Annotated in this window: 18 protein-coding genes and 1 riboswitch; of the genes, 7 read left to right on the top strand and 11 right to left on the bottom strand. The window is 55.9% G+C overall.

What is annotated here, in order from left to right:
• Nucleotides 1-652: 652 nt before the first annotated feature.
• From BLQ24_RS04235 to pheS, 7 genes are all read right to left on the bottom strand, one after another.
• Nucleotides 653-1,624, bottom strand: coding sequence for a cation diffusion facilitator family transporter (locus BLQ24_RS04235; RefSeq protein ID WP_242869583.1), 972 nt, complete (start codon nt 1,622-1,624; stop codon nt 653-655).
• Nucleotides 1,625-1,733: 109 nt separating this feature from the next.
• Nucleotides 1,734-4,007: an endopeptidase La gene (lon, locus tag BLQ24_RS04230; RefSeq protein WP_090162986.1), complete on the bottom strand. Its 2,274-nt coding sequence runs from the start codon at nt 4,005-4,007 to the stop codon at nt 1,734-1,736.
• Between the two features lie 152 nt (nt 4,008-4,159).
• Entirely contained in the window at nt 4,160-5,140 is a 981-nt protein-coding gene (locus tag BLQ24_RS04225) for a PAS domain-containing protein (RefSeq protein ID WP_090162984.1), read from the bottom strand.
• An 11-nt stretch (nt 5,141-5,151) separates the two neighbouring features.
• Nucleotides 5,152-5,880 carry a response regulator gene (locus BLQ24_RS04220; RefSeq protein ID WP_090162982.1) on the bottom strand — a complete coding sequence of 243 codons (729 nt, stop codon included), beginning with the start codon at nt 5,878-5,880 and terminating at the stop codon, nt 5,152-5,154.
• 2 nt (nt 5,881-5,882) lie between these two features.
• Nucleotides 5,883-6,998, bottom strand: a complete 1,116-nt coding sequence (locus tag BLQ24_RS04215) for a sensor histidine kinase (protein ID WP_090162980.1) — start codon at nt 6,996-6,998, stop codon at nt 5,883-5,885.
• A gap of 136 nt (nt 6,999-7,134) precedes the next feature.
• Nucleotides 7,135-9,561: a phenylalanine--tRNA ligase subunit beta gene (gene pheT, locus BLQ24_RS04210; protein ID WP_090162978.1), complete on the bottom strand. Its 2,427-nt coding sequence runs from the start codon at nt 9,559-9,561 to the stop codon at nt 7,135-7,137.
• Between the two features lie 18 nt (nt 9,562-9,579).
• Nucleotides 9,580-10,617: a phenylalanine--tRNA ligase subunit alpha gene (pheS, locus tag BLQ24_RS04205; protein ID WP_090163016.1), complete on the bottom strand. Its 1,038-nt coding sequence runs from the start codon at nt 10,615-10,617 to the stop codon at nt 9,580-9,582.
• Nucleotides 10,618-10,917: 300 nt separating this feature from the next.
• Between pheS and BLQ24_RS04200 the strand changes: the two genes are divergently transcribed.
• Complete coding sequence (locus BLQ24_RS04200; RefSeq protein WP_090162976.1) at nt 10,918-11,961, top strand: SPFH domain-containing protein; 1,044 nt, start codon at nt 10,918-10,920, stop codon at nt 11,959-11,961.
• An 806-nt stretch (nt 11,962-12,767) separates the two neighbouring features.
• Here the strand turns inward: BLQ24_RS04200 and BLQ24_RS04195 are convergent.
• From BLQ24_RS04195 to BLQ24_RS04185, 3 genes are all read right to left on the bottom strand, one after another.
• Nucleotides 12,768-13,862, bottom strand: a complete 1,095-nt coding sequence (locus tag BLQ24_RS04195) for a hypothetical protein (RefSeq protein WP_090162974.1) — start codon at nt 13,860-13,862, stop codon at nt 12,768-12,770.
• A 42-nt stretch (nt 13,863-13,904) separates the two neighbouring features.
• The gene (locus tag BLQ24_RS04190) at nt 13,905-14,999 is read right to left on the bottom strand and encodes a GNAT family N-acetyltransferase (RefSeq protein ID WP_090162972.1); all 1,095 of its coding nucleotides are present in this window, start codon (nt 14,997-14,999) and stop codon (nt 13,905-13,907) included.
• Nucleotides 15,000-15,068: 69 nt separating this feature from the next.
• On the bottom strand, nt 15,069-16,259 hold the full coding sequence (locus BLQ24_RS04185; protein WP_163427508.1) for an SseB family protein: 1,191 nt from the start codon (nt 16,257-16,259) through the stop codon (nt 15,069-15,071).
• Between the two features lie 145 nt (nt 16,260-16,404).
• Here BLQ24_RS04185 and BLQ24_RS04180 point away from each other — a divergent pair, with 145 nt between their 5' ends.
• Genes BLQ24_RS04180 through BLQ24_RS04165 form a run of 4 tightly spaced genes read left to right on the top strand, consistent with a single transcriptional unit; the run spans nt 16,405 to nt 19,446 of the window.
• Nucleotides 16,405-17,337: an alpha/beta fold hydrolase gene (locus BLQ24_RS04180; protein WP_090162966.1), complete on the top strand. Its 933-nt coding sequence runs from the start codon at nt 16,405-16,407 to the stop codon at nt 17,335-17,337.
• A 40-nt stretch (nt 17,338-17,377) separates the two neighbouring features.
• On the top strand, nt 17,378-17,728 hold the full coding sequence (locus tag BLQ24_RS04175) for a hypothetical protein (RefSeq protein ID WP_090162964.1): 351 nt from the start codon (nt 17,378-17,380) through the stop codon (nt 17,726-17,728).
• The gene (locus BLQ24_RS04170; RefSeq protein WP_090162961.1) at nt 17,728-18,747 is read left to right on the top strand and encodes an oxidoreductase; all 1,020 of its coding nucleotides are present in this window, start codon (nt 17,728-17,730) and stop codon (nt 18,745-18,747) included. The genes BLQ24_RS04175 and BLQ24_RS04170 overlap by 1 nt, the downstream gene beginning before the upstream one ends.
• A 27-nt stretch (nt 18,748-18,774) precedes the next feature.
• Nucleotides 18,775-19,446, top strand: coding sequence for an HAD hydrolase-like protein (locus BLQ24_RS04165; RefSeq protein ID WP_090162959.1), 672 nt, complete (start codon nt 18,775-18,777; stop codon nt 19,444-19,446).
• A gap of 89 nt (nt 19,447-19,535) precedes the next feature.
• Here BLQ24_RS04165 and hcp read toward each other — a convergent pair whose 3' ends face one another.
• A complete protein-coding gene (gene hcp, locus BLQ24_RS04160) occupies nt 19,536-21,179 on the bottom strand; it encodes a hydroxylamine reductase (protein ID WP_090162957.1) in 1,644 nt (547 codons plus the stop codon).
• Between the two features lie 232 nt (nt 21,180-21,411).
• Here hcp and BLQ24_RS04155 point away from each other — a divergent pair, with 232 nt between their 5' ends.
• Nucleotides 21,412-22,152 carry a Crp/Fnr family transcriptional regulator gene (locus tag BLQ24_RS04155; RefSeq protein WP_242869582.1) on the top strand — a complete coding sequence of 247 codons (741 nt, stop codon included), beginning with the start codon at nt 21,412-21,414 and terminating at the stop codon, nt 22,150-22,152.
• 103 nt (nt 22,153-22,255) lie between these two features.
• Nucleotides 22,256-22,429: riboswitch (Lysine riboswitch) on the top strand.
• A 196-nt stretch (nt 22,430-22,625) separates the two neighbouring features.
• Nucleotides 22,626-24,305 (top strand): Na+/H+ antiporter NhaC family protein, encoded by a 1,680-nt coding sequence (locus BLQ24_RS04150; RefSeq protein ID WP_090162955.1) that lies wholly within the window; start codon nt 22,626-22,628, stop codon nt 24,303-24,305.
• Nucleotides 24,306-25,033 lie beyond the last annotated feature (728 nt).

Genomic DNA, 25,033 nt, shown 5'->3' with positions numbered 1-25,033 from the left:
TTTCGCATCCGCTTTTTTGTCGTTCCCGATCACCGGAAAATATGACCGAAAAAACGAGGTGCGAGAAGATGAATAATCCCGTTTTCCGCACCCTGCCGATTCAGGCAAGAATTGAATAATCAGAGTTCATTTTCTGTGCGCGAATAATATTACAAAACTATTTGATACTATCCTTCCTATGGAGAACAGCTCCCGGCCGATGATAATACTGAGGTGAGATTTACGCCAGACCTTGGATATTCATTCGGATACCGGAATATCATTTCACTTCCGAACGGTGCGAAAACAAGCTTTTCGGATCATTCCGCACCTTCATGCGGGCATGTAATATTTAATTCAAGATTTAATTTGGATTTCGCACCCTTTCCGGCGTGATTTTAGTGCGGAATCGGGAAAAATTGTCAATCCGCACCCATCAGCATTTATTAATCGCACCTTGTATACAACATTCCCATCCATCGCTATGCATAAGTGTCAAAATCACGATTTGTATACAATCCTCCGCACGCCCCGCACACCCCCGCATCCGCACGCCCCGCACACCCCCGCACATAATCCATCCTCATCATCCAGCCAAATCTCCCACATAAAAAAAGCTGCTGCACGAAACGCTCATACCGTTTCGTGCAGCAGCCCCGCCCACAGCCGGCAGCTAAGCCGGGTTCACATGAATCATAATGTGCTTCACATGGGCGAAATGACGTTCCACCTCATCATGAACCCGCTGGGAAATCTCATGTGCATCCGTCAGATTCAGCGACCCGTCCACCGCAATCTCCAGATCAATGTAGATCATGCTGCCGAAGCGCCTGGTATGCAGCAGGTCCACCCGGTCCACTCCCTGCTGATCCTCGATGAACCGGCGCAGATTCGCATCGTACTCTTTCCCGCAGGACTCGTCCATCATGTTGTTCAGGGCGCCCTTCCCGATGTCACAGGCCACCTTCAGAATGAATATACAGATAATCACACTGGCAACCGGGTCCATGATCGGAAATCCCATTCTGGCAGCTGTGATGCCGATCAGGGAGCCGATGGAGGAGAATGCATCGGAACGGTGATGCCACGCATCGGCCATGAATGCCTCCGAATGCAGGATCTTCGCATAATGCCGGGTGTACCAGTACATACCTTCCTTCGAGACAATGGACACCACCGCCGCCACCAGCGCAATCACCCCCGGTGCCGAAAGGCGGCCGTAGCTTCCCAGGACGATCTGCTGCACAGCCTTCATGCCGATGGCGATGCCTGTTGCCGCCAGGATGATGCCCAGCGCCAGAGAGGCCACACACTCGAACCGGTCATGACCGTACGGATGCCGTACATCTGCTTTTTTCTTCGCCAGCTTCACGCCGATGAAGGCGATCAGGGTGGCGAATACGTCAGAAAGGGAGTGAACCGCATCGGACAGCATGGCCCCGGAATGGCCGGCGATACCGGCGATCAGTTTGAACAGGGACAGAAGAATATTTCCGGCGATTCCCACTGCAGAGATTTTCCGCACGATGCGGTTCTGCGTCTCGTGGTCGATCCGGCTCTCCGCCGCCCGGTTCCCGGTACTGTCCCCCCGCTCTTCCGGATTCATTTTCTTCCCGAACCGGTTTTCCTCACTCTCCATGTTCATCCAACCCCTTTCTGATCTTTTCAGACTAAATTCTGTACAGTGTAGCACCGGATGGGAGAATCGTCAATACCCGGGCGGAACTCCTTCCGCCCGGGTACATCCGTTCCGCTTACAGGATATCCAGTGCCTTCAGCACATCCTTCACTTTCTCCACCGGAATGATCTCCAGCGCATTTGTGACCTCTTCCGCCACGTCCACCAGGTCCTCTTCGTTCTCCTTCGGAATGAAGACCCGCTTCACACCGGCCTGCATGGCTGCCATCAGCTTTTCCGGCAGCCCGCCGATGGCAGTGACCCTGCCGCTCAGGGAAACCTCTCCGGTCATGGCCACATGGGGATCCACTGCCTTTCCGGTGACCAGAGATGCAATGGCTGTGGTCATGGTAATGCCGGCGGAAGGACCATCCTTCGGCACCGCACCTTCCGGAATATGGATATGCATATCATACTGATCGAACTCCTCTGCCTTTTCCGGGAACATGGACTTCACCAGACTGACAGCGATCTGGGCGGATTCCTTCATCACATCTCCCAGCTGTCCGGTGAGATTGATCTTTCCGCTGCCCTTCATGCGCAGGGTTTCAATATAGAGGATCACACCGCCCACCTGAGTCCAGGCCAGTCCGGTGACAATGCCCGGATCCTGCTTTCCCGGCACCTTGAGGTGCCGCATCGGCCGCATATCCAGTTCCTTCCGGAGATCGTCCTTCGTGATCACCACCGGATCCTCGGTTTCGTTTTCCTCAATCCGCACAGCCGCATCCCGGCACAGTGCATCGATCCGCTTCCGAAGACCCCGGACTCCCGCCTCCCTGGTATAATCCGAGATGATGGTCTTCAGAACGCTGTCGCTGATCTTCAGCTGACCCTTCTGAATACCCATCTGTTCCATGGATTTTTTCAGCAGATGCTTCTTCGCAATCTTCAGTTTCTCCACCGGCGTGTATCCGTCGAAGTGAATCACTTCCATTCTGTCCAGCAGCGGCCCTGGAATGGTATCCAGCGTATTCGCCGTGCAGATGAACAACACATTCGACAGATCATACGGCACATTCATGTAGTGATCGGTGAAAGTGTTGTTCTGCTCCGGATCCAGGGCCTCCAGCAGCGCCGAGGCCGGATCACCGTTATAAGATGCGGACACCTTGTCAATTTCATCCAGTACCATAACCGGATTGGAGACACCGCTCTTGCGGATTCCCTCCATGATCCGGCCCGCCATGGCACCGATATAAGTTCTCCGGTGCCCCCGGATATCCGCCTCGTCCCGGACACCCCCCAGACTGATCCGGACATACTTGCGTCCCAGAGCCTTTGCAATGCTCTTTCCGATACTGGTTTTCCCGGTGCCCGGTGCGCCTTCGAACAGCAGGATCGAACCGCTCTGCTCTTCCTTCAGATTCATCACGGCGATATGCTGAAGAATACGCTTTTTCACCTTTTCCAGGCCGTAGTGATCCCGGTCCAGAATCTTCCGGGCCTTGTCCAGATCCACGTGCTTCACCGGCTCCGGTTTCCAGGACAGGGAGGTTACGAAATCAAGGTAATCATAGTAGATTCCGCTTTCTGTCTCACTGCTGCTTCCCTGTTTCAGCCGGTTCAGCACCTTCATGGCTTCATCCCGGGCTTCCGGGTTCATGCCGGATTCGTTGATCTTCTGCTCGAACTTCTGGACATCGGACACATTTTCCGGATGCATCTCATCCAGTTCCTTCTGCAGGTAGGCGATCTGCCGGCGGATAGCGCCCTCCCGGTACATATCCCGGTAGTCCTCCTGCTGTTTCGACTCCGCATCTCCCTGCACTTCTGCCAGTTCCAGATATTCGTACAGCGCCTTCTCTTCCAGCTGCGTCCGCTCGCTGACACTGTCTGCAGCCAGAATCGCATAACGTTCCTCACTGGTGATCCGGAGCCAGTAGGACAGCGCCGTAATGACCTCGTTCATGGACTGCATGGTGTCCACATAGCGGTTATAGGACTCGCCCCAGATGAACTTGCTGTCAAACTCCTTGATCGCCTGCTTCGCGTTCTGGAGCCGGTTCTTCGCATCCACCGGATCCATATCGTCCACTTCCGTCCGGACCGACGTGGTCACCTCAATGGTGCCGTCCTCCGCCACGCTGACATGCTCTACGTTGATCCGGTGATCCGTGTGCACCGCTACCACATTCTTCTGCTCGGTCTCTGTCACATATCCTGACACGCCGATCGGATAGAAACTGTCATCTCTCAGGTTTTCCCGTTCTTCCTCTTCCTTCGTGAACAGCAGAATCACCCGTTCACCCTGCTCCGCCGGACCAGCGATCTCCTGAAACACCTTGGAGGTGAAATACAGTGTCACCTCCGGAAGGATCACCATCTTATGTACTGGTACGATTTTCATCTCTCTACCCCACTTCATTTCAATTTGTAACAATGCCGCAGTGTTCTCTGCGGCATGATACTTATGCCCGTTTTGTTAGCACTTAAAACAAAAGAGTGCTAATCTGCCAGTAAAAAAAACCGGGACAAGGGCTCCTGTCCCGAAATATTTTTTTACCAGCCTTCCCCGTCCCGGTCCGGCTCCGCTTCCGGCATCTTCTGTTTCGGCTTCTGTCCGGTGAGATGGGGCAGATAGCTGCCGAAACACTGCACCATCTCCAGCGTTCCAATATATTTCCCCGCCTCATCATAAACCGCCTGATAGCGGACGTACACCGGATCCTCCTTCCGGGGAATCCACATTTCCATGTGATCGGCCTCCCCAGACCGGAACTGCAGCAGCATGCCTTCCACCACTGGACGCACCCGGGGCGGGTGGCACTGCATCACCGGCCGGCCCAGGGCCGAAAGCGGACGGGCGAACACACCGGTCTTTTCTGTGAAGAAACGGACTCGGTCCTCCGCATCGATGAACGTCAGATCGATGGGCAGAAGATCCAGTACCGCTGCCAGCTGTTTCAGGGTGAAGGTACCCTGGGGCAGCGTCACCGGCGCATCCGGCAGCTCCATACCGTTATTTTTTGTCCGCTCCAGCCGGGCATCCCCTTCCGGCCACACCGGAAGAGATGGGAGGAAACTGCAGCCCAGCTCCGGAAAATCCCGGTATACCGCCAGCCACGCCGCTTCATCCATGTGCTCCATACAGAACCGGAATACCGTTTCCTCCCGCTCCGCAGTCTTCCGGATATCTTCCAGCAGATCCCGGATCCGCTGCCGGCGGGCGTCGTCCCAGGACGCCTCATCCGTGGAGCTGGCCAGCCGCCCCAGCGTATGGAAGATCCGGTCGTTTCCGTCCCATATATCCGCCGCCTGCATGCCGCGGCCGTTCTGATCCAGAACCGGGAGAAGCAGTTCTTCGATTTTTGCGTAGTGCGCCTTCACATCCCGGAGGGCGCGGAGGTGTTCCGCCGCCTGTCCGGCCCGGGCATCCGGATCCTCCGTCAGCGATGCGGTTTCCGCTACCAGGTCCAGCAGGGCCTCATTCTCCTTTCGGAGGAACTCCAGCGGATGATGGATGATCAGCTTTTCTTTCATGGGATTCCTCCTCACAGTTCCATTTTCAGATCTTCTTCCGTGGCCAGCCGGTAGCCGACCCCTACTTCAGTGAAAAAATACCGGGAACCCACATGGCCCTTTTCGATTTTTTTCCGGATGTTGGACATGTTGACCCGGAGAATCTGGTTGTCATGGCCGGCCCGGGGCCCCCAGAGTTCCTTCATGATGAAATCGTATGTCAGCACTTTTCCGGCATACCGCCCCAGCAGGGCGACGATGCGGAATTCAATCAGGGTCAGCCCCACGTCCCGGCCCGCCAGCGTCACAATGTGGCGGTCGTAGTCGATAACCAGTTCTCCCACGGAATAGGTGCCTTCCGCCGCAATCTCCCGGTTGGCCGCCGTGGTCCGGGCATGCCGCAGGGAAGTGCGGATACGGGCCAGAAGTTCCTGGGTGCCGAAGGGCTTCGTGATATAGTCATCGGCGCCGGCATTCAGCGCATCGACTTTGTCTGACTCTGCCGTCCGGGCAGACACCACGATCACCGGGATCGATGACCACTCTCTGAGTTTCCGCAGGAACTCCATGCCGTCCATATCCGGCAGCCCCAGATCCAGAATAATCAGGTCCGGGCAGTGGGATTCCACCATCTCCAGAGCATCTGCCCCGTTCATGGCTTTCACCACGTTGTATCCGCTGCTGAGAATCACGTTGGACATGAACCGGACAATGCTCAGTTCGTCCTCTACAATCAAAATCTTATCTCTGATATTTCCCATTTCTACCTCCCCGGTTCGGCCGGTGCTGCTGATGATGCCGTCGCTTCCGGTTCCTCCTCCGGTTTCCGCGGCAGATCGAAGCAAACGGATGCACCGCCCTCCCGGTTGTTTTCGGCCCAGATCGTTCCCTCATGGGCCTGTATGATCGCTTTGCAGACCGAAAGCCCCAGTCCCATGTTTCTGGTGCCGTCGCTCTTCACATCCGCCGAGATTTCTCCCGCCCCGTCGAATGCATTCTTCAGTTTCTCCGGCGGGAATCCCTTTCCGTCATCCGATACCCGGAACCGGAACACAGTCTTTCGTTCTTTCACGGAGATGCAGATCCCGCTGATATTTCCCCCGTGAACCGCCGCATTTTCCATGAGGTTGATCAGCACCCGCTCAATCAGCAGCGGTTCCATGGGGATGAACGGCAGATCATCTTCCAGGTCTGCCTCCACCTTCACGCCCGGATAATGCCGGTGAAATTTCTGTATCGCTTCGAAGACCACTTCCTCCGCATCCCAGGGCTCGATGTTCATATTCGCCTGTCCGGTGCCCACCCGGGTGACCGACAGAAGATTCTCCACTACCCGGATGAGCCACTGGGCTTCGTTCCGCACATCCCGGAGCAGCTCCTGTTTCTGCGTCTCTGTGAGATCCTGATTTTCCAGAATCGCCGATGCGGCGCCGTTGATGGAAGTCAGCGGCGTCCGGATGTCATGGGAGATCGATCGCAGCAGGTTCGCCTGCATCTTCACCCGTTCGTTCTCCAGTTTCAGCATGTCCCGCTGCTTCAGCTGGGTTGTCAGCGTGCTGGTGACGATGGACACGCCCAGCAGAACGACAAAGGTGAGCGGGTAGCCGGTCGCCGTGAAATTAAATGCGTAATACGGATAGGTGAACATGAAGTTCACCACGAAAACCCCCAGAACGGAGGCAGCCAGACCGTACACATATCCTTCCGTAAGCCGGGAAATCATCAGCACGGCCAGAACGAATACCGGCGAGGCATACCCCTGGGTGACATTGTCAATCCGAAAAATATTGCACAGCAGCACAGCTGCCAGAATGATCAGCACCGTGATGCCGGTATCCATGGCGATCTTCCTGCCCCGTCCGCACTTCTCTTGTTCCATATTCTGTACTCCGCTCTCCTTCTCCGACGCCTGTTCATTCTATTGTTATCACAAAACCTGTTAACGGTGTGTTAAAGGAAAAGGGCGTGTGAAAACGCCGAACCGCTCTTTCACACGCCCTGCCCCGACCAGGGGATTATTCTTCACGCAGGATTGCGCCGCACTTATTCTCCAGTGTCTTCACAATCTTCGCCATCTGCTTCTCAATCTGCTTCGCCTTCAGGGTCCCCTTGTCGGATCCGATCTTCAGGTTCAGCATGACAGACTTCTTTCCGGCCGGAATCTGTTTCCCACGGTATTCCTCCACGAAATGAAGTTCCTTCACATGGTGACAGATTGCGTCGTGGATATCCTTCCATGTGACATTTTCATCCACCAGCAGGGACAGATCCTCTTCCACCAGCGGGAACTGCGGCAGATGCTCGAAGGTGTTGCTCCGGGATGCCAGCGGCTCCAGCTTATCCATGTTGAATTCGAAAGCGGCGATCTGCTTCCTGCGGATTCCGGCGGCACTCATGGCCTGGACGCTGACCAGTGCAATGGCGCCGATCACTTCCTTTCCGGACAGGATATTCAGCCACGCTTCATCATCCGCCCAGGACGGCTTCTCCGCCTGACCGAAGGACAGCGGTGCGAGATGGCAGAAGCGCGGGATGGACTCAATGATGCCCTTCACTTCGAAGAACTGTGCCTTCCCGTCATCTCCCACAATACCGCCGGTCAGATAATGCGGCTGCAGCGGCAGCGTTTCATCCTCGGAAGACTCATGATAGACCCCCCGGTGGAACACTTCCGCCAGCTCGAATACCCGGAAAGAATCGAAGTAACGCAGGTTTTTCACCGTCGTCTCCAGAAGTCCCGGAATCAGGGACTGGCGCAGAGAGGCCAGTTCCGGGGCAGGCGGCGTTGCCAGCCGGATGCAGTCCGCCGGATCAATTCCCGAAGCTGTAATATATTTCTCATCCACCCACGGATAGGTGAATACCTCGTTGAAGCCACAGCGGAACGCCAGGAATTCCCGGAGCTTCCGATCCACGCTCTCCTTCAGCTGATGAACCGGATGCTCGAAGGTGATGGTCAGCGGCTGGGCCTCGAAGGAGTCAAAGCTCAGGATACGGGCGATCTCATCCAGAATATCGTCCTTGATGGAAATGTCGCCGGTGGAACGCCAGGTCGGCGCCACGCAGGTGTAATTCCCGTTCTCACAGGTCACGTCGAAGCCCAGTCTGGTGAGCAGCGCCGTAACTTCTTCTTCTGTGAACACCTTTCCCAGTCTGGAATCCAGGAAGTCCTGGGTCACTTCCACCACAGCCCGTTCCGTCTTCACCGGATAGTTATCGCCGTACGCCGTAACTTCCATGGACGGGAAGATCTGACGGAACAGAGAGAGGGCCATAGAAATACCCAAGTCCACCCGCTCCGTATCAATTCCCTTCTCGTAGCGGATGGATGCATCTGTCTTCTCGTCAAACCGCTTGCCGGTCTTCCGGATCGTCTGTGCCGTGAAGGTGGCCACTTCCAGCAGAACACTGGTTGTCTCCGGCAGAATAGAGTCCTTCCGGCCGCCCCGGATGCCCGCCAGGGCCATCGGTTCCTCCGCATCGCAGATCACCAGATCTCCTTCCGTCAGATCCAGTTCATTGCCGTCCAGCAGAGTCAGTTCTTCCCCTTTCACGGCGTTCCGAACCACGATCTTGTCCACTACGTGGGTGCGGTCGAAGGCGTGGGTCGGCTGTCCCACCGCCAGCATGACGTAGTTCGTGATGTCCACAATGGCGTTGATCGGACGCATGCCGGCGTTGATCAGAGAAGTCTTCATCCACAGCGGAGATTCTGTCTTCGCATCCACATTCTGAATCTCTACGGCCGCATACCGGTAGCATTTGTCTTTCGCCTCGATCTTCACCGGGAAGGACGGCAGATTCGCCGCCTTCAGGTCTTTCTGCTCCAGAGGCCGAAGCGGCAGATCATAGATGGCGGAAATCTCTCTGGCAATTCCGTACTGACCCCACAGATCCGGGCGGTTCGTCAAAGACTTATTGTCGATGTCCAGCACCACGTCATCCATGCCCACGACTTCTGCGATGTTCTGTCCCGGCGTGCAGGGCATATCCCCCAGATCCACAATGATTGCGTCGTCCTCCGTCGGGAACAGGCCGTCCAGATAGACTTCCGCCGGCGCGCAGATCATGCCGTAGGAGTACTCTCCCCGCATCTTCGTTTCCTTGATCTTCACCGGTTCCCCTTCACCGTGCCAGACCACCATGGCCCCCGGCTTGCAGACCACCACATTCTCACCCGCATACAGGTTCGTTCCGCCGCAGACGATCTGCACCGGTTCTTCTTCCCCGATATCCACCATGCAGATGCGCAGCTTGTCCGCATTCGGATGCGGCTTCACTTCCAGAATCTTCGCTGCGATGATATTCTCGAATTTCTTTCCTGTGTCAATAACTTCTTCCACCTCGACGGTGCGCATTGTGAGATCGTACGCAATCTGATCCAGAGACAGTTCTTCCGGCAGATCCACATATCTTCTCACCCAATTCATTGATACCTGCATTCTAAACCTCCTGCCTCTCTACTTGAACTGCTTCAGGAAACGTAAGTCCGCTCCGTGGAACATACGGACATCGTCCACACCGTACCGCATCATGACCAGACGGTCCAGTCCGATGTTGACAAAGAAGCCGGACCACACGTCCGGATCCAGATTGGCAGAACGCAGGACGTTCGGATGAATGACGCCACCCGGCATCACTTCGATCCAGCCCACATTATGGCAGACACGGCAGCCCTTTCCGCCGCAGATCAGACATTCCATGTCGATTTCATATCCCGGCTCCGTGAACGGGAAGAACCCCTCCCGCATGCGCACCGTGACCTTCCGGCCGAATACCTTCTCCAGAATTGTCTCGATCATGACTTTCCCGGAAGAGAAAGAAATGTCCTTGTCCACCACCAGCGCCTCGTACTGGAAGAACGCTCTCTCATGGCGGGCATCTGTGGTTTCATTCCGATAGACCCGTCCCGGATAGACGAAGCGGGCCGGCGCACCGTGCTGCAGCAGATAGCGGACACTGGCGCCGGTCAGATGCGGACGCATACAGAGCCGCTCCGCACCGGAATTGTGTTCCGTTCCCTCCAGCCAGTACGTGTCCATCATTTCCCGGGCAGGATGGTCCTCCGCAAAATTCAGATTATCGAAAGCATACTTCTCGCTGGTAATGTCATCCTCGCTGAAGATCTCGAATCCCATGGACTGGAAAGCATCATTCAGGTCATAACACATCTGGGTGATCGGATGCAGTCCGCCCTGCGGAATACCCGTTCCCGGCAGTGTCAGGTCGATCTTCTCCTCCACTGCACTCTGGCCGGCAATCAGCTGCTCTTCCTTCTCCCGGATCTTTTCGGCAAAGAAATTCTTGATCTCGTTCGCAGTCTTTCCCACAGCGGGTCTCTCGGACGGATCCAGAGAACCGAGACTTTTCAGAACTTCCGTCAGTTCGCCCTTCTTCCCCACGAGCTGTCTGCGGACCTCCTGCAGGCGGTCCGTATCCGCAGTTTCCTGAATCTTCTCCAGACCTGCCTGACGGATCTCCTCTAAACGTTTCAGCATCGACATAATCATTAACTCCTTATGAAATAATAATATAAATGTACATCTCTGACCGTGCCCCGGCGCCCGCCTGGGCAACGTTGCACTAATTAATAGGATACCACAGATTGGTTCATCTGCGGACGACTATTTTCGTCCGGCATCACGAAAATCCCCGCCCCGTTTCGTGTACAGCGCCAACATCTTGACAGAATATTCCGATATGATATGATAAATGGACAAAGTCAGCCGTGCGTGCGCTCCACCTCTCTTTTTTGACCATCCCGGAGCCGGGCGGCGCAGAGCGAAAGGAGAGAGCCTATGTTATCCATCATCATTCCTCTGGTGATCATCATCGCACTCATCGCCGCAAACGTGCGCATCGTTCCCCAGGCACAGACCTACGTTATTGAATTTCTGGGAAAATACAAGGCCACGTGGAACGCCGGCCTCCATGTGAAGATCCCGTTTCTGGAACGGATCGTGAAGAAGATTTCCCTGAAGGAGCAGGTACTGGACTTCCCGCCCCAGCCGGTCATCACGAAGGACAACGTCACCATGCAGATCGACTCCGTGGTATTCTGCAAGGTCATTGATCCGAAGCTCTACACTTACGGCGTGGAGAGCCCGATCACCGGTCTGCAGAATCTGTCCGCCACCACTCTCCGAAACATCATCGGAGACATGGAACTGGATCAGACCCTGACCTCCCGGGACGAAATCAACCGCCGGATGGAGGCCATTCTGGACGAGGCCACCGATCCGTGGGGCATCCGGGTCACCCGGGTGGAGATCCGGAACATCAACCCGCCGAAGGAAATCGAGGAAGTTATGACGAAACAGATGCGGGCCGAACGGGAACGGCGGCAGACCGTACTGGAAGCCCAGGCCCATCAGGAAGCGGTGGTCAGCCGGGCGGAGGGGGACAAGAAAGCGAAGATCCTCAGCGCAGAAGCCGACCGGGATGCCCAGATTGCCATGGCGGAAGGCCGGGCCCGCTCCATTCAGCTGATCTACCAAGCAGAGGCCGACGGTCTCCGGGCGCTGCGGGAAGCCAACATCGACGAAGCCGTGTTGAAACTGAAAGGTATCGAGGCCCTGAAAGATGTGTCCGACGGCAGGGCCACGAAGATCTACATGCCTAGCGACATGACGAATGTGATCGCCTCCCTGGGCGTGGCGGGCGAGGCCCTGGGCATCGGCGATGCCACCGCCATTGACAAGGCGCCGAAGAAGCAGCCGCCGCTGGCCCCGGACCCTTGCATTACAGATACCACCGGAAAGGGAGGTGTGGACGCCTCCATCACCACCCGCACCATCAACAGGGATATTTCCCAAGCCGATAGTCAGCAGGAATCCGAGTAAGAAACAGGGACTGACGCAGCGGGTGCGTCAGTCCCTTCCTTCGTTTAGATAGAAACAGTAACGCCCGGGGCCGGTCCCCGGGCGTTTTCATTCTACGCATAAACTGTATGGCGGTCGCCCCGTGGGTGCGATTCTGCGCATGAACTGTATGACGGTCGCCCCGCGGGTGCGATTTCGCGCATAAACTGTATGACGGTCGCCCCGCGGGTGCGATTTCGCAAAAAAATCCATTTTCGCACCGTTCCGAATCCACTTCGAATGGAAAACTCAGAGACATCTCCCCGGGTGTGCATAGTTATTCTAAAAATCTTGATAGTATGCGTATAGCTGAAGGGACTGACCTGTTTGCCAGAGACGCTGATCGGATCTTTTCCATCTGATCGGATCGTTATGCGATGAGCAGTATATTGTTCCAAATCCGACGAGTGCGGAAAAGCCGGTATTGGGCCATTCCGCACCTACATCCGGGCATGTAATAGATTAATCGGGATCTATTTTCGTTTTCGCACCCTCCCAAATGTGATTCAGATGCGAAATGAGGCATTTGGGGCCATTCCGCACCTTTCATCAATATGCAATCGTGATTCGTATACAAAGCGCCCATTCACATCCATTCATCGGTATTCAAATCACAGTTTGTATACAACTCCGGCCAGCTCATCTTCCTGGCCAGCTCATTTTCCCGGCCAGCTCATCTTCCCGGCCAGCTCGTACCCCCAGTCAGCTCGTGCCTCCGAAAAAAATGGACTGACGCACTGCGTGCGTCAGTCCATTTCATATCCGGCCGGATGCCCGGCCGCAGCTTATCAGAATCCGTCTCCGGTACGTATGACCTCGTACGGACGATTGGTCAGGAGCAGGCCTCTTCCCTGCCCGTCGAAGGCGATCCCTTCAAATTCTCTGTGGCCGCCGAATACGCTCTCCCGCACATCGCTCGGCTTCAGACGGCCCAGTTTTCCGGCCGGTACGGAGAGAATGGAGCTGTCACTGACGAAGTACAGACGGTCCAGCTTCGGGTTGTAGCCCATGCCCTGGATGATGTTGTTGCCGCTACGGATCGGGCCGTTCGCATAACGGATTCCCTGCATCACCAGGTGCCAGCGGACTGAACGACGGGAAACGGTGCCTTTGTAAATCTTGATGCTGCGCTTCGGGCTCCAGGTTCCGTTCTTGCTGGAAGTGTAGAAATACGCATTGCCCCGCTTGTCAAAGGCCAGGGTATAGCCCATGCTCACAGTGGATTTCAGGCTGTAGTTCACCGTGTTTTTCACCCGGAAAGTGTTCATGTCCAGTTCTTTCACACAGGTTTTCGAGTAGCCGGGCTTCGCCACGAACCAGAGGCTCTTCGTTTTCGGATTATATGCCAGGGACTGGCAGTGGCCGAAGACAATCAGCGGACCGGTTTTCACATAACGGGTGTTCTTCGAATTGACCTGGTCCGGGAGTTGACCGCCGTTGTCCTGACGAAGAGCGTTCAGATCGAAGCGCACCAGTCTTCCTCTGGCGTTCAGGTTGTTCACACCGCCGTGATCGATCAGATACACGATGTAGAGATATCTTCCGTCCGGGGTAATGGCCATGCTCTGGGGATCCATCGGTGTGCCGCCGGAGGTCAGCATCAATGTGGACATACTCCGGGTGAACGTCGTCCGGTATCCCTTCTGGCTTTTCATGACATCACTGCTGTAATATTCATACGCATGATCCGGAATCACGTAATGTGTGTTTTTTACGGTTTTGTAACTGCTCACCGTGTACGGTGCCAGTGCCGGCTTCTTCTGTGTGTAGGTAGCTGCCCCGGTGCTGAGCGGCAGGCAGAGTGTGCAGATAGCCGCAAGCAGAGCAGCGATCATCCACACCGGAATACGAAGTGATTCTTTCTTTCTGTTGTCATTCCCCATGTTTGTCTTCCCTTTCTTTCATCACAACTCTTCACGAATTATTCATGACAGCTCCGCCGGATCGGAATCCAGTTTTCCGTAGAGCAGGAGGTTGCTGTAAGACCCGTCCCGGTTTCTCTGACCGTCGCGAAGGATTCCTTCGAAGTGCATGCCGCACTTTCGCATGACCCTTCCGGAAGCAGTATTGTCCTCCTGATGGGAGGCGTAGAGGCGATGGAATCCCGCCTGCCGGAAGGCGAATTTCATCACAGTGCGCATCGCTTCCGCAGCCAGTCCCTGACGCCACCACCGGCTGCCGATACTGAGTCCCAGTTCGCCGGACCGGCTGCCGGTGTCCACGTTGAAGATGCCGCAGCTTCCGATCAGATGGGACTTTCCGTCTGCAGATGCGGTGCTCTTCAGTTCGATTCCCCATCCATAAAAATCCCGGTCCATATCATACCGGACCACGTGCATCTTCAGGAACTCCTTCGTCCCTTCTTCCGTTTCACAAGGCGCCCAGGCCACATAGCGGGACACGGCCGGGTCACTTCCGTAATTCGAAAACAGCTCCTCCGCATCGTCAAGACGGTAGCGCCTGAGCACCAGCCGGTTGGATTCCAGACGGACGGTTCCCAGTCCTTCCATCCCATGGTTCCCGGTTTCCGGCTCGGGTGCACTTCCGGCTTTCTGTCCCGGCTCACTGCCGGCTTCCTGCTTCGGTTCACTGACAGGGGAAATCACCCTTCCCCTTCCCGCATTCTCGTCCTCTTCATCATGCAGGTCGTTCATTTCTTCCATCCAGCGGGCCATGGCCGTGGACGGATCCAGCACCCCTTCCCGGGAACAGTTCCCCTCCGGTGTCATACCGAAATCGCTGCCGAAGGATGGAACGGGATCGTCCGCCCATTCCCCTTCGTCCTCCTGTTCATCCCGGAAATCCGAAGCGCCGCTCCGGACGAAATCTTCCAGGCTGGAGAACGGGGACTGCACCGTCTGTGCTTCCCTGCCCCGGAGCCGCTCCAGCACCCCGTTGAATTCCGCCAGATCGAAGTCCAGCCGATCTTCTTCCGGGATTACGTCTGTCCTTTCTTCCTGCTGGATTTCGTCTGTGTCCCTCTGCTTATCCGGCTTTCCCTGCACCTGTTGTTTCTCCATCGCTCTGTTTCACCTGTCCTTCCTTCAATCGCTTTCCTTCCTGATGTTTCCATTACGCTGCCGATGTGCTCAGGACAAAAGCCCGGCCGGCGGGGCATCCAGATCTTCCAGGCGGAACCCGTCTTCCTCTTCCGCACCGGTATCCGGATCCGCCTCCGGACGGCTGCGGCCGGCGTCTTCCGGATGCCCGCCTTCTCCCGGGCGTCCGGCGCTGTCCCTTGCCCCCGCTTCCTCCGAAGCGAAATGCCGGGCCTTCTTCAGCGTCTCCCCGATCCGGATCTGATGCCGCACAGCACCGAACTCTTCCCGGTTGATCTGCAGTTCTTCTGTAAACGGATCAATCCGTATTCCGCCGTAAGCATCCTGCCGCTCTGCCAGTTCCATCACGGCAGGCACATTCATAATCAGGAAGTCGCCCCTTCCGTAATGCTCGAACATGGTCTGAATATCTGTGAAGACCGGGATGTAGAAGTAACTGTCGTCGTGCAGCATCCGGGGAGTGAAGGAAAGATTCTGCGCATCCACCTCCAGGTAATTCTGATCCGGCGCCTTCTGCTCCGCCAGCTTTTCCCGCTGTTCCTCGGACACCTCCCCCGGCACAATCAGCATCACATCATTCAGATGGCGGTAGACCTGCTTCTTCCACTTCTCCGATCCGGTCCTTCTGTAATCCCGGATCAATTCGTGAAGCCGCTCCATCGGATCATCTTCCGGCCCGTTTCCCCGGGCGGTCAGCTGCTCTCTTTCTGCCTGCAGCATCCGCGGAATCATCGGCAGCACCTTCGCTTCCTCTTCATCGTCCGGCACCGGCATCTCTCGAAGCCACGGGAACATCTCCCGGGGCATTTCCAGCGGCTGGCTGAAGGGATCCAGCACGAACCCGCTGAGCCCTTCCCGGGCCTCACAGAGATCCATCAGTTCATTCAGATCCATCACCCGGTAATCCGCATCATCGAACCCGTCCTGAAGATCCTCTTCCAGGCAGAACGCCGGAATAGCAAAATGGTCATTATCGTGGATGATTTCCGGAAGAAATTCATTCTCTTCCTCCGGAGCTGCGGCCGCCTTTCCGTTATCCTTTGTCCCTGCATCTCCCCGGGGTTCGTACTGCCCCGGCACCAGAAACATGGCCCGCTTCATGCAGAGAATCACCCCATGGAAGAATTTCTCATTCTCGTCATGAAGATACATATTCACCAGTTTTTTCAGCACCGCACCCCGTGCGATCCAAGTGATAATCTGATCCCTGTCCGGTCCCATTCTATCTCCCCCTCGTATCATATACACTATCTTCCATGGTACCACATCCCGCCGTGGTTTACACGTGATTCCTGCAGCCGGGAAAGAATGGGAGGACGGAAGGCGGAAAGATATGGTATAGTTAGGAGGACAGGAGGTCAGGACCATGAAAGAAGAGTTTTATTTTCCATCCCGGGACGGTATTCACCGCATCCACGGCGTCCGCTGGATTCCGGAAGGAGAAATCACCGGCGTGCTTCAGCTCACCCACGGCATGTGCGAATTCATCGAGCGCTATGAACCCTTCGCGAAGTACTGCGCCCAGGCGGGATATCTGGTGGTGGGCCACGACCATCTGGGACACGGGAAGTCTGTGAAGAATCCGTCGGAACTGGGGTACTTCACGAAAGAGCACCCTGCGGAGACCCTGATCGAGGATATGCACCGGATCCGGGAAAGGACCCGGGCACAGTACCCGGACGTACCCTATTTCATGATGGGACACAGCATGGGCTCCTATCTGCTGCGGATGTACATCGCATTTCATGGCAGAGGGCTCGCCGGCGCCGTCGTCATGGGAACCGGCTATGTGAATCCGAAAGCCGCTTCCTTCGGCATGAAACTGAGCACGGCCATCGCCCTTGTGAAAGGCTGGCATCACCGCAGCCCGGTTGTGCAGGATCTGGCCATGGGCGCCGGTTCGTACCGGAAGTTCAGTCTGGACGGCAGTGATCCCGCCAACAGCTGGCTCTCCCGGAATGAGGAGAATGTGAAGGCCTACTATTCTGACCCGCTCTGCGGATTCCCCTTCACCCTGAACGGTTTCTACGGACTGTTCCAGACCGTGCACTTCGTCTGTGCACAGAAGAATGTGAACAAGGTCCCGGCGAAACTGCCTGTTCTCTTCGTTTCCGGTCAGAATGATCCGGTGGGGGATCTGGGCAAGGGTGTGGAACGGTCCTTCCGGATGTTCCGGGACGCCGGTGTGGCGGATGTGACCATGAAGCTTTACCCGGACGACCGGCACGAGCTGCTGAACGAAACAGACCGGGACCGGGTTTTTGAGGATATCCTGGGCTGGATGGGGGCCCGCCGCTGAGGACAAAAAATAACGAGTGATTAACGACAGGAGGTATGACATGACAAAGAATGAATTGAAGAAGTACGTGGAAGCACTGATCGCAGCACCAAGCTGCTGCCCGGAAGCGAAGGATGCCGGGGAGAAGTACCTGGCAGCGCTGGGCACGGAGGAAGAAGCGGCGGCCGGAAAGAATCTGCTGGCCGAACTGGAAATGGACATCACAACGATTGATGATCTGCTGGCGATGCTGGGCTCCGATGCCGGAAAGCAGTTCTTCGGGGAAGAAAAGGCGGCGGCGATGACCGTTCACGCAGAGGAAATCAAGGCGGCAGGCGCGAAATACTGCGACTGCTCGGCCTGTGCGGCGGCGGAAGTGATCCTGAACAACAGGGATGTGGTGCTCGCTTAATGTCTGTGCTGTTTACACCCTTTGCGGCCGGCCCGGTTCTTCTGAAGAACCGGGTCGTTATGCCGCCTATGGCCTCCCGGGCTGCGGACGGAGGCATGCTCACCACAGAGCATCTGGATTATTACCTGCCCCGGGCGGAAGCCGGCACCGGATTGATTATCACCGAACACATGTATGTGGACCGCCGGGGCATGGCGGATCCCCATCAGCTGGCCATCGATTCCGATGACCGGATTCCGGGGCTTTCGAAACTGACCCGGCTGACCCGAAATGCCGGCGCCCGGATCATCGCCCAGATCAGTCATGCCGGCAGCATGGCCCACCAGCGGGTCACCGGAATGACGCCGGTCAGCTCCAGTGACGTGCTGTCTCCCACCATGAGCTCCACCGAAGTGCCGGAGGAACTGACGGTTCCGGAAATCCGGGAGCTGGTGGGAAAATTCCGGGATGCAGCGGTTCGGGCGCAGAAGGCGGGATTCGACGGCGTGGACGTACACAGCGCCCACGGATACCTGCTGGACCAGTTTTTTTCGCCGCTGGCCAACAAGCGGCACGATGCGTACGGCCGGGACTCTGTAGAAAACCGGGTCCGGATTCACTGTGAAATCCTCCGGGCCATTCGGGAAAGCACAGGGCCGGCATTTCTCATCGCCCTCCGTCTCGGCGGATCGGACTACATGAACGGCGGCGCCACAGTCGAGGATGCTGCTAAAGCGGTGCCGCTTCTCCGGGAAGCCGGTATGGACCTTTTGGATATCTCCGGCGGCATGAACGGGTACACGATATCCGGCCGGAAAGATCCGGGCTGGTTCCGGGACATCGCTGAGGCGGTCCGGGGAACGGCTGCGGGCCGGGATCTCCCGATCCTGCTCACCGGCGGCATCAAGAAACCGGAGGACGCAGAAACGCTGCTCCAGTCCGGCATCTGCGACCTGGTGGGTGTGGGCCGGGCCATGCGCCGCTACCCGGACTGGACCGCCCGGGCTTGGGACGAGATGGAATCGAAACAGAATCATTAGATCAGAAAGGAATCTTACGCTTCTTCTATGAAACACTATCCATATATTTTCTGGGACCTGGACGGAACCATCATCAACAGCTATAACGGGGTGGCGAAATCCGTCCAGAAAGGTCTGGGTTCCCAGGGCGTCACGGTGGACTGGGAAAATCGGGACCAGATGCTGAAATACATCGGACCGCCCCTCCGAGTCTCTTTCACCGGTTTTGCGGGACTCACGCCGGAGCAGGCCGAAAAGGCCGTGGCCGCCTACCGGGACTACTACATCCCGGACGGCATGTTCGACTGCACGCCGTTTCCCGGTATCCGGGAGGCACTGGGCCGTTCCCGGAAGGCTGGACGAAAGAATCTGCTGGCCTCTTCCAAACCGGAATTCATGTGCCATCAGATTCTGGACCGGTTCGATCTGTCCGCTCCCTTCGATGAGATTGTAGGGGCCACCCCGGACGGAAGAATCGACACGAAACTGCAGGTTCTGGAGGAAGTTTTCCGCAGGCTCCGGGAACAGAATCCGGATTTTCGCCTGTCCGACTGCGTTCTGATCGGCGACACGAAGTATGACGCCGGCGGGGCGGCAGAGGCCGGCATCGACTGCATCGGCGTATCCTACGGCTTCGGCACTGAAGAAGAACTGCGGGATGCGGGAGCGCTGGCGATCTTCGATACCCTGCCGGCGCTGTGCAGTGCGCTGGGCATCTGATGATTCCGGGCGCACCCAAAAATCGGGCCCCCGTATGGAGCATTTCTGCTTCATACGGGGGCCCTTTTCTTCGTCCGTATATCCGGATCCTATGCTTCTTCTCCGAAGAACAGCTTCAGGTCGTTATCCACGGTATCGATGCCTGCGATGCCGAAATTGTCTACCAGAACCTTCGCCACATTCGGTGACAGGAACGCCGGCAGCGTCGGTCCCAGGTGAATATTCTTCACACCCAGGTACAGCAGCGCCAGCAGAACGATGACAGCCTTCTGCTCATACCAGGCGATGTTGAACGCCAGCGGCAGGTCGTTGATGTCTTCCAGTCCGAAGATCTCCTGCAGCTTCAGAGCGATCAGCGCCAGGGAATAGGAGTCGTTGCACTGTCCGGCATCCAGAACACGAGGGATACCATTGATGTCGCCCAGCGGCAGCTTATTGTACTTATACTTCGCACAGCCCGCTGTCAGAATCACCACATCCTTCGGCAGCTTCTTCGCGAATTCTGTGTAGTATTCTCTGGACTTCTGACGGCCGTCGCAGCCTGCCATGACGACGAACTTGCGGATGGCACCGGACTTCACTGCATCCACAACCTGATCCGCCAGTGCGAATACCTGCTCGTGAGCGAATCCGCCGACGATCTCGCCCTGCTCGATTTCTTCCGGCGCAGCACACTTCTTCGCCTGCTCGATGATCGGGGAGAAATCCTTCTCTTCGCCGTACGCACCGTCGATGTGGCCGCAGCCCGGGAATCCGGCAGCACCGGTAGTCCACAGACGGTCCTTGTAGGAATCCTTCGGCGGAACGATGCAGTTCGTTGTCATCAGAATCGGGCCGTGGAAGGATTCGAACTCTTCCTTCTGCTTCCACCACGCATTACCGTAGTTGCCCGCGAAATGATCGTACTTCTTGAAGAACGGATAGTAGTGAGCCGGCAGCATCTCGGAATGGGTGTAAACATCCACGCCGGTTCCCTTGGTCTGCTCCAGGAGCATCTCCAGATCCTTCAGGTCGTGACCCGAAACCAGGATACCCGGGTTCTTGCGAACGCCGATGTTCACCTTTGTCACTTCCGGATTACCGTATGCACCGGTGTTCGCCGCATCCAGGTCCGCCATGCCCTGTACGCCGAACTTTCCGGTTTCCAGTGTCAGCGCAACCAGGTCATCCACAGTGAGGCTGTCATCCAGCGTAGCCGCCAGTGCCTTCTGAATGAATGCGTCCACTTCCTCGTCATCCTTCAGCAGAGCATTCGCATGCTTCGTATAAGCTGCCAGACCCTTCAGTCCGTAAGTGATCAGCTCACGGAGGGAACGGATATCTTCGTCCTCTGTGGCCAGAACGCCTACAGTAACTGCCTTGGCTTCATACTGATCTTCTGTTCCGTTCCAGAGTGCCGCCTGCGGCAGACCTTCTTCCGAACCCAGCTCCTGAAGCAGCGCCGCCTTCATTTCCAGTGTCTTGGTGACACGGCTGCGAAGCTGGTCCAGGTCAAAGTTCGCATTGGTGATGGTTGTGAACAGGTTGACCGTTACCATGTGGTTAACCTCTTCAGAGACGGCCTTTCCGGCTTCTCTCATCTTCACGCAGGCAGCACTCAGACCCTTCGTCACATAAATCAGCAGGTCCTGCATGTGAGCCACTTCCGGCTTCTTTCCGCAGACGCCGGATACGGTGCATCCCTTGCAGCCGGCAGTTTCCTGACACTGATAACAGAACATCTTGTTTTCCATAAGTTCCTCTTCCTTTCTGTTTTCACTTATACCATGCCGGCGCACTCTCTGCATCGGCGTTATTCGCTCAATGCCATTACCATATACGGAAACCACCATTATGGGTGTGATTATAGCAACAGATCAAAAAACATTTCTCTATTCCGACAACTGATGTTGCGTACGCAACACGAAAGCGATATACTCAACAAAGGGGCACGTTGACGAGTTGAATTCTGCCGAAAGAGGGTGCTTGAAGTTGAAAAAAAACGAAAACAATCACCGGAGCTGCTGCGCCGGAAGCGGGAGCCCGGAGCAGCTGCAGCACGAACGGTACCTATGTTCCCCTTTGTTCGAGGATATCACCGCGGAAGACATGCAGAAACTGATGGGATGCATGAAGGGCTTCCGACGGAGCCATCACAAAGGAGAAATCATTCTCATGGAGGACGAGACCGTACAATACATCGGTGTCATTCTGAAGGGAACCATCCATATGGTGAAAGAGGATATCTGGGGTGGTAAGACAATTCTCGCTTATATGCAGCAGAATGAAATCTTCGGAGAAACCTTCGTGGTGCAGCGGGACAACCATTCTGACGTATCCTTCGTGGCGGCCACCGAGTGCGAAGTGCTGTATCTGTCCTTTGATCATATTCTGCACACCTGTATGAATCAGTGCATGTTCCATCATATTCTGATCGAGAATCTGTTCCGCCTCATGGGAGAAAAAAACGGGCAGCTGATGGAAAAGATCCAGGTCACCTCCCAGTCCACACTCCGGAACAAGATCCTGAAATACCTCTCCATTCAGTCCCAGAAACAGAAGTCCCGCTACATTACCCTTTCCCTGAACCGGACGGAAATGGCGAACTATCTCAGCACAAACCGCAGTTCCATGACCCGGGAACTGAGCGCCATGCGGGAGGAAGGTCTGCTGGATTATGACCGGAACACCTTCGTGCTGAAGAATCCGCCCCGGAAGAATGAATAATCATTCATCTGACCACGAAAGCAGCCGGGTTCCATGCATTTATTTTCATGCTTATGCACAAACAACCTTGACAGTACCTTTCCATCGTCATATGATAATAAGAACCTGAGATAGAGGACGCATCACCGCAGGAGTAACCGGAGTGTATCAGGATCGGCAGATCCCGTTCCGGCGGAAGGGCGGGGTGCCGAAGCGGTTCGTTCTGCCGGGCGGATTTGCTGGGCGGATGTTTTAAGAGGCATCCGACTGTCGCTGGCTGCGGAGCGCTATCCTGTTAATACTGATTCTGACGAGGGGCTGACAGAGGCTGTTCGGGATTCCGGCTGGGCCGGTGTACCGTCCTGCGTGCTGTACGACATTCTTCTCGCCGGATTCGTATGGAGTGTTCGAAGCAGCTGATCCGTCAGCTGCTTTTTTGTATTGTATCGCAGATGATTGAAACATGATGTTACTGATGTTGAAAGGAGTTCCTTATGAACAGAACGAGCAGAATGCGCCGCATTCTGGGACTGATCCTCATGGTCGGCGCCCTGGCGTTCGTACTCGCTTCCTGTGCTCCGGCGAAGGCCGGAACCAGTTATCACTCATCCCTGGTAGGCACCGGCTGGGCACTGCTCCCGCCGATCCTGGCCATCGGCCTGGCCCTGATCACGAAAGAGGTGCACAGTTCCCTGTTCGCCGGTATCGTGGTCGGTGCCCTGATGTACACCAAGGGTAATTTCCATGCCACGCTGGATACCATCATGCAGGACGGATTCCTGGCATCTCTCTCCGATTCCGGCAATATGGGAATCATCATGTTCCTGGTGATTCTGGGGGTCATCGTTGCCATGATCAACAAGGCGGGCGGTTCCACCGCCTACGGAAAATGGGCCGTGAAGACGATCAAGACCCGGAAGGGAGCGCTTCTGGCCACCTTCGGCCTGGGCTGCCTGATCTTCATCGATGACTATTTCAACTGCCTGACCGTAGGAAGCGTCATGCGTCCGGTGACGGATACCCATCACGTTTCCAGAGCGAAGCTGGCGTACATCATCGACGCCACAGCGGCGCCGATCTGCATGATCGCTCCGATTTCATCCTGGGCTGCTGCTGTTTCCGGCTACGTCAAAGGCTACAACGGACTGGCGCTCTTCATCCGTTCCATTCCGTTTAACTTCTATTCGCTGATGACAATCGTCATGATTCTGGTTCTGACGATCGGTGAATTCGACTACGGCCCGATGAGAACCCACGAATACAATGCGGTTCACCACAACGACCTGTATACGACAGCGGACCGTCCGTACAAGAATGCGGACGAACAGCTCTCCGATGACAGCAACGGACGGGTTGCTGACCTGATTATTCCGGTCATCATCCTGATCATCGCCTGCGTCATGGGCATGATCTACACCGGCGGCTTCTTCGACGGCGCCAGCTTCGTGGACGCCTTCGCCAACAGCTCCGCTTCCCTGGGTCTGTCCATGGGTTCCGGCGCAGCACTGGTGCTGATCGTCATCTACTTCCTGATTCGAAGAACGATGTCCTTCACAGAACTCATGAACTGCATTCCGGAAGGTTTCCAGGCCATGGTACCGCCGATCCTGATTCTGACCTTCGCATGGACCCTGTCCAAGATGACCGGGCTCATGGGCGCCGCCGATTTCGTGGCAGGTGTCATGAAGTCCACAGCAGGCGGCTTCCAGCTGTTCCTGCCGGCGATCATCTTCGCCGTTGCCTGCGGACTCGGATTCGCAACCGGAACTTCCTGGGGAACCTTCGGAATCCTGATCCCGATCGTTGTTGCCCTGTATCCGTCCTCCGGATCCAATGCAGCACTGCCGCAGATGCTGGTCATCTCCATCTCCGCATGCTGCGCCGGCGGCGTATGCGGCGACCACTGCTCCCCGATTTCGGATACGACCATCATGGCGTCCACCGGTGCGCAGTGTAACCACATCAACCACGTAAACACCCAGCTGCCGTACGCACTGACCGCCGTAGCCTGCTCCTTCGTGGGCTATATCATCGCCGGCTTCACCAAGAGTGCGCTGATCTCCCTGCCGCTGACCACAGTCATCACGATCTGTGTTCTGATGGTTCTGAGAAGCCGTGCCAGAAAGCTGGATTATGCGGATGAAGTCGCCGACGGCGAAATTCCGGCAAAATAGAACCGGCATGTAATTCATCGAAAGAAATACTTTCCAACGCACCCCGCATTCTGTGGGGTGCGTTTTCGTATGCGGAGGGACAGGCCGGCGGCTGGGTGGTGGACGGCCGATCGGGCAGGCGGCTGGGTGAGCAGCGGACGAAGCCGGCGGCCGATTGTATACAAATCGCGATTTGGATGCTGATGCATGACGGTATATGGAAAGATCGTATTCGAATCACATTAAATAAATCCCGGCGGGTGCGGAAATGGCCTTTTCTTCTATTTCGCACCATAATTACGGATTCCAGGGTGCGAAACTCAAATTAAATCTTGATAAATATATTTTCTGTCCGAATGAAGGTGCGGAATGAGGCAGAATGTTTGTTTTCGCACCTTTCGAAAGTTAATAGGTATTCTGGACTCTGAATAGATATCCAATTCCATCGAAAATATTGTCTCCGCATTTTCATCGGACGGGTGCTGCTTTCAATCGATCGAATATTATCAAATAGTTTTGTAGATTTATTCAAGCACAGAAAATGAACTTCGATTATTCTATGCGGGCCTGAACCGTGCAGGTGCGAAAAAGAGATTTTTTTGATTTCCGCACCAACGGAATCCAGGTCGCCTCTTCCGGGGGTCGCGAACAGAATAAGATGAAGTTCGGAGAAGTGCGGAATTTCGAATAATACGAAATCCGCACCCGGCAACCTCCACCGGACTTCTTCCCGCGCATCCTGCTCTTCC

The organism is Eubacterium pyruvativorans (assembly GCF_900102225.1).
GTDB lineage: Bacteria > Bacillota > Clostridia > Peptostreptococcales > Anaerovoracaceae > Aminicella > Aminicella pyruvativorans.
The sequence above is the reverse complement of the archived record's forward strand: the minus strand, read 5'-3'. Positions and strand labels throughout refer to the sequence as shown.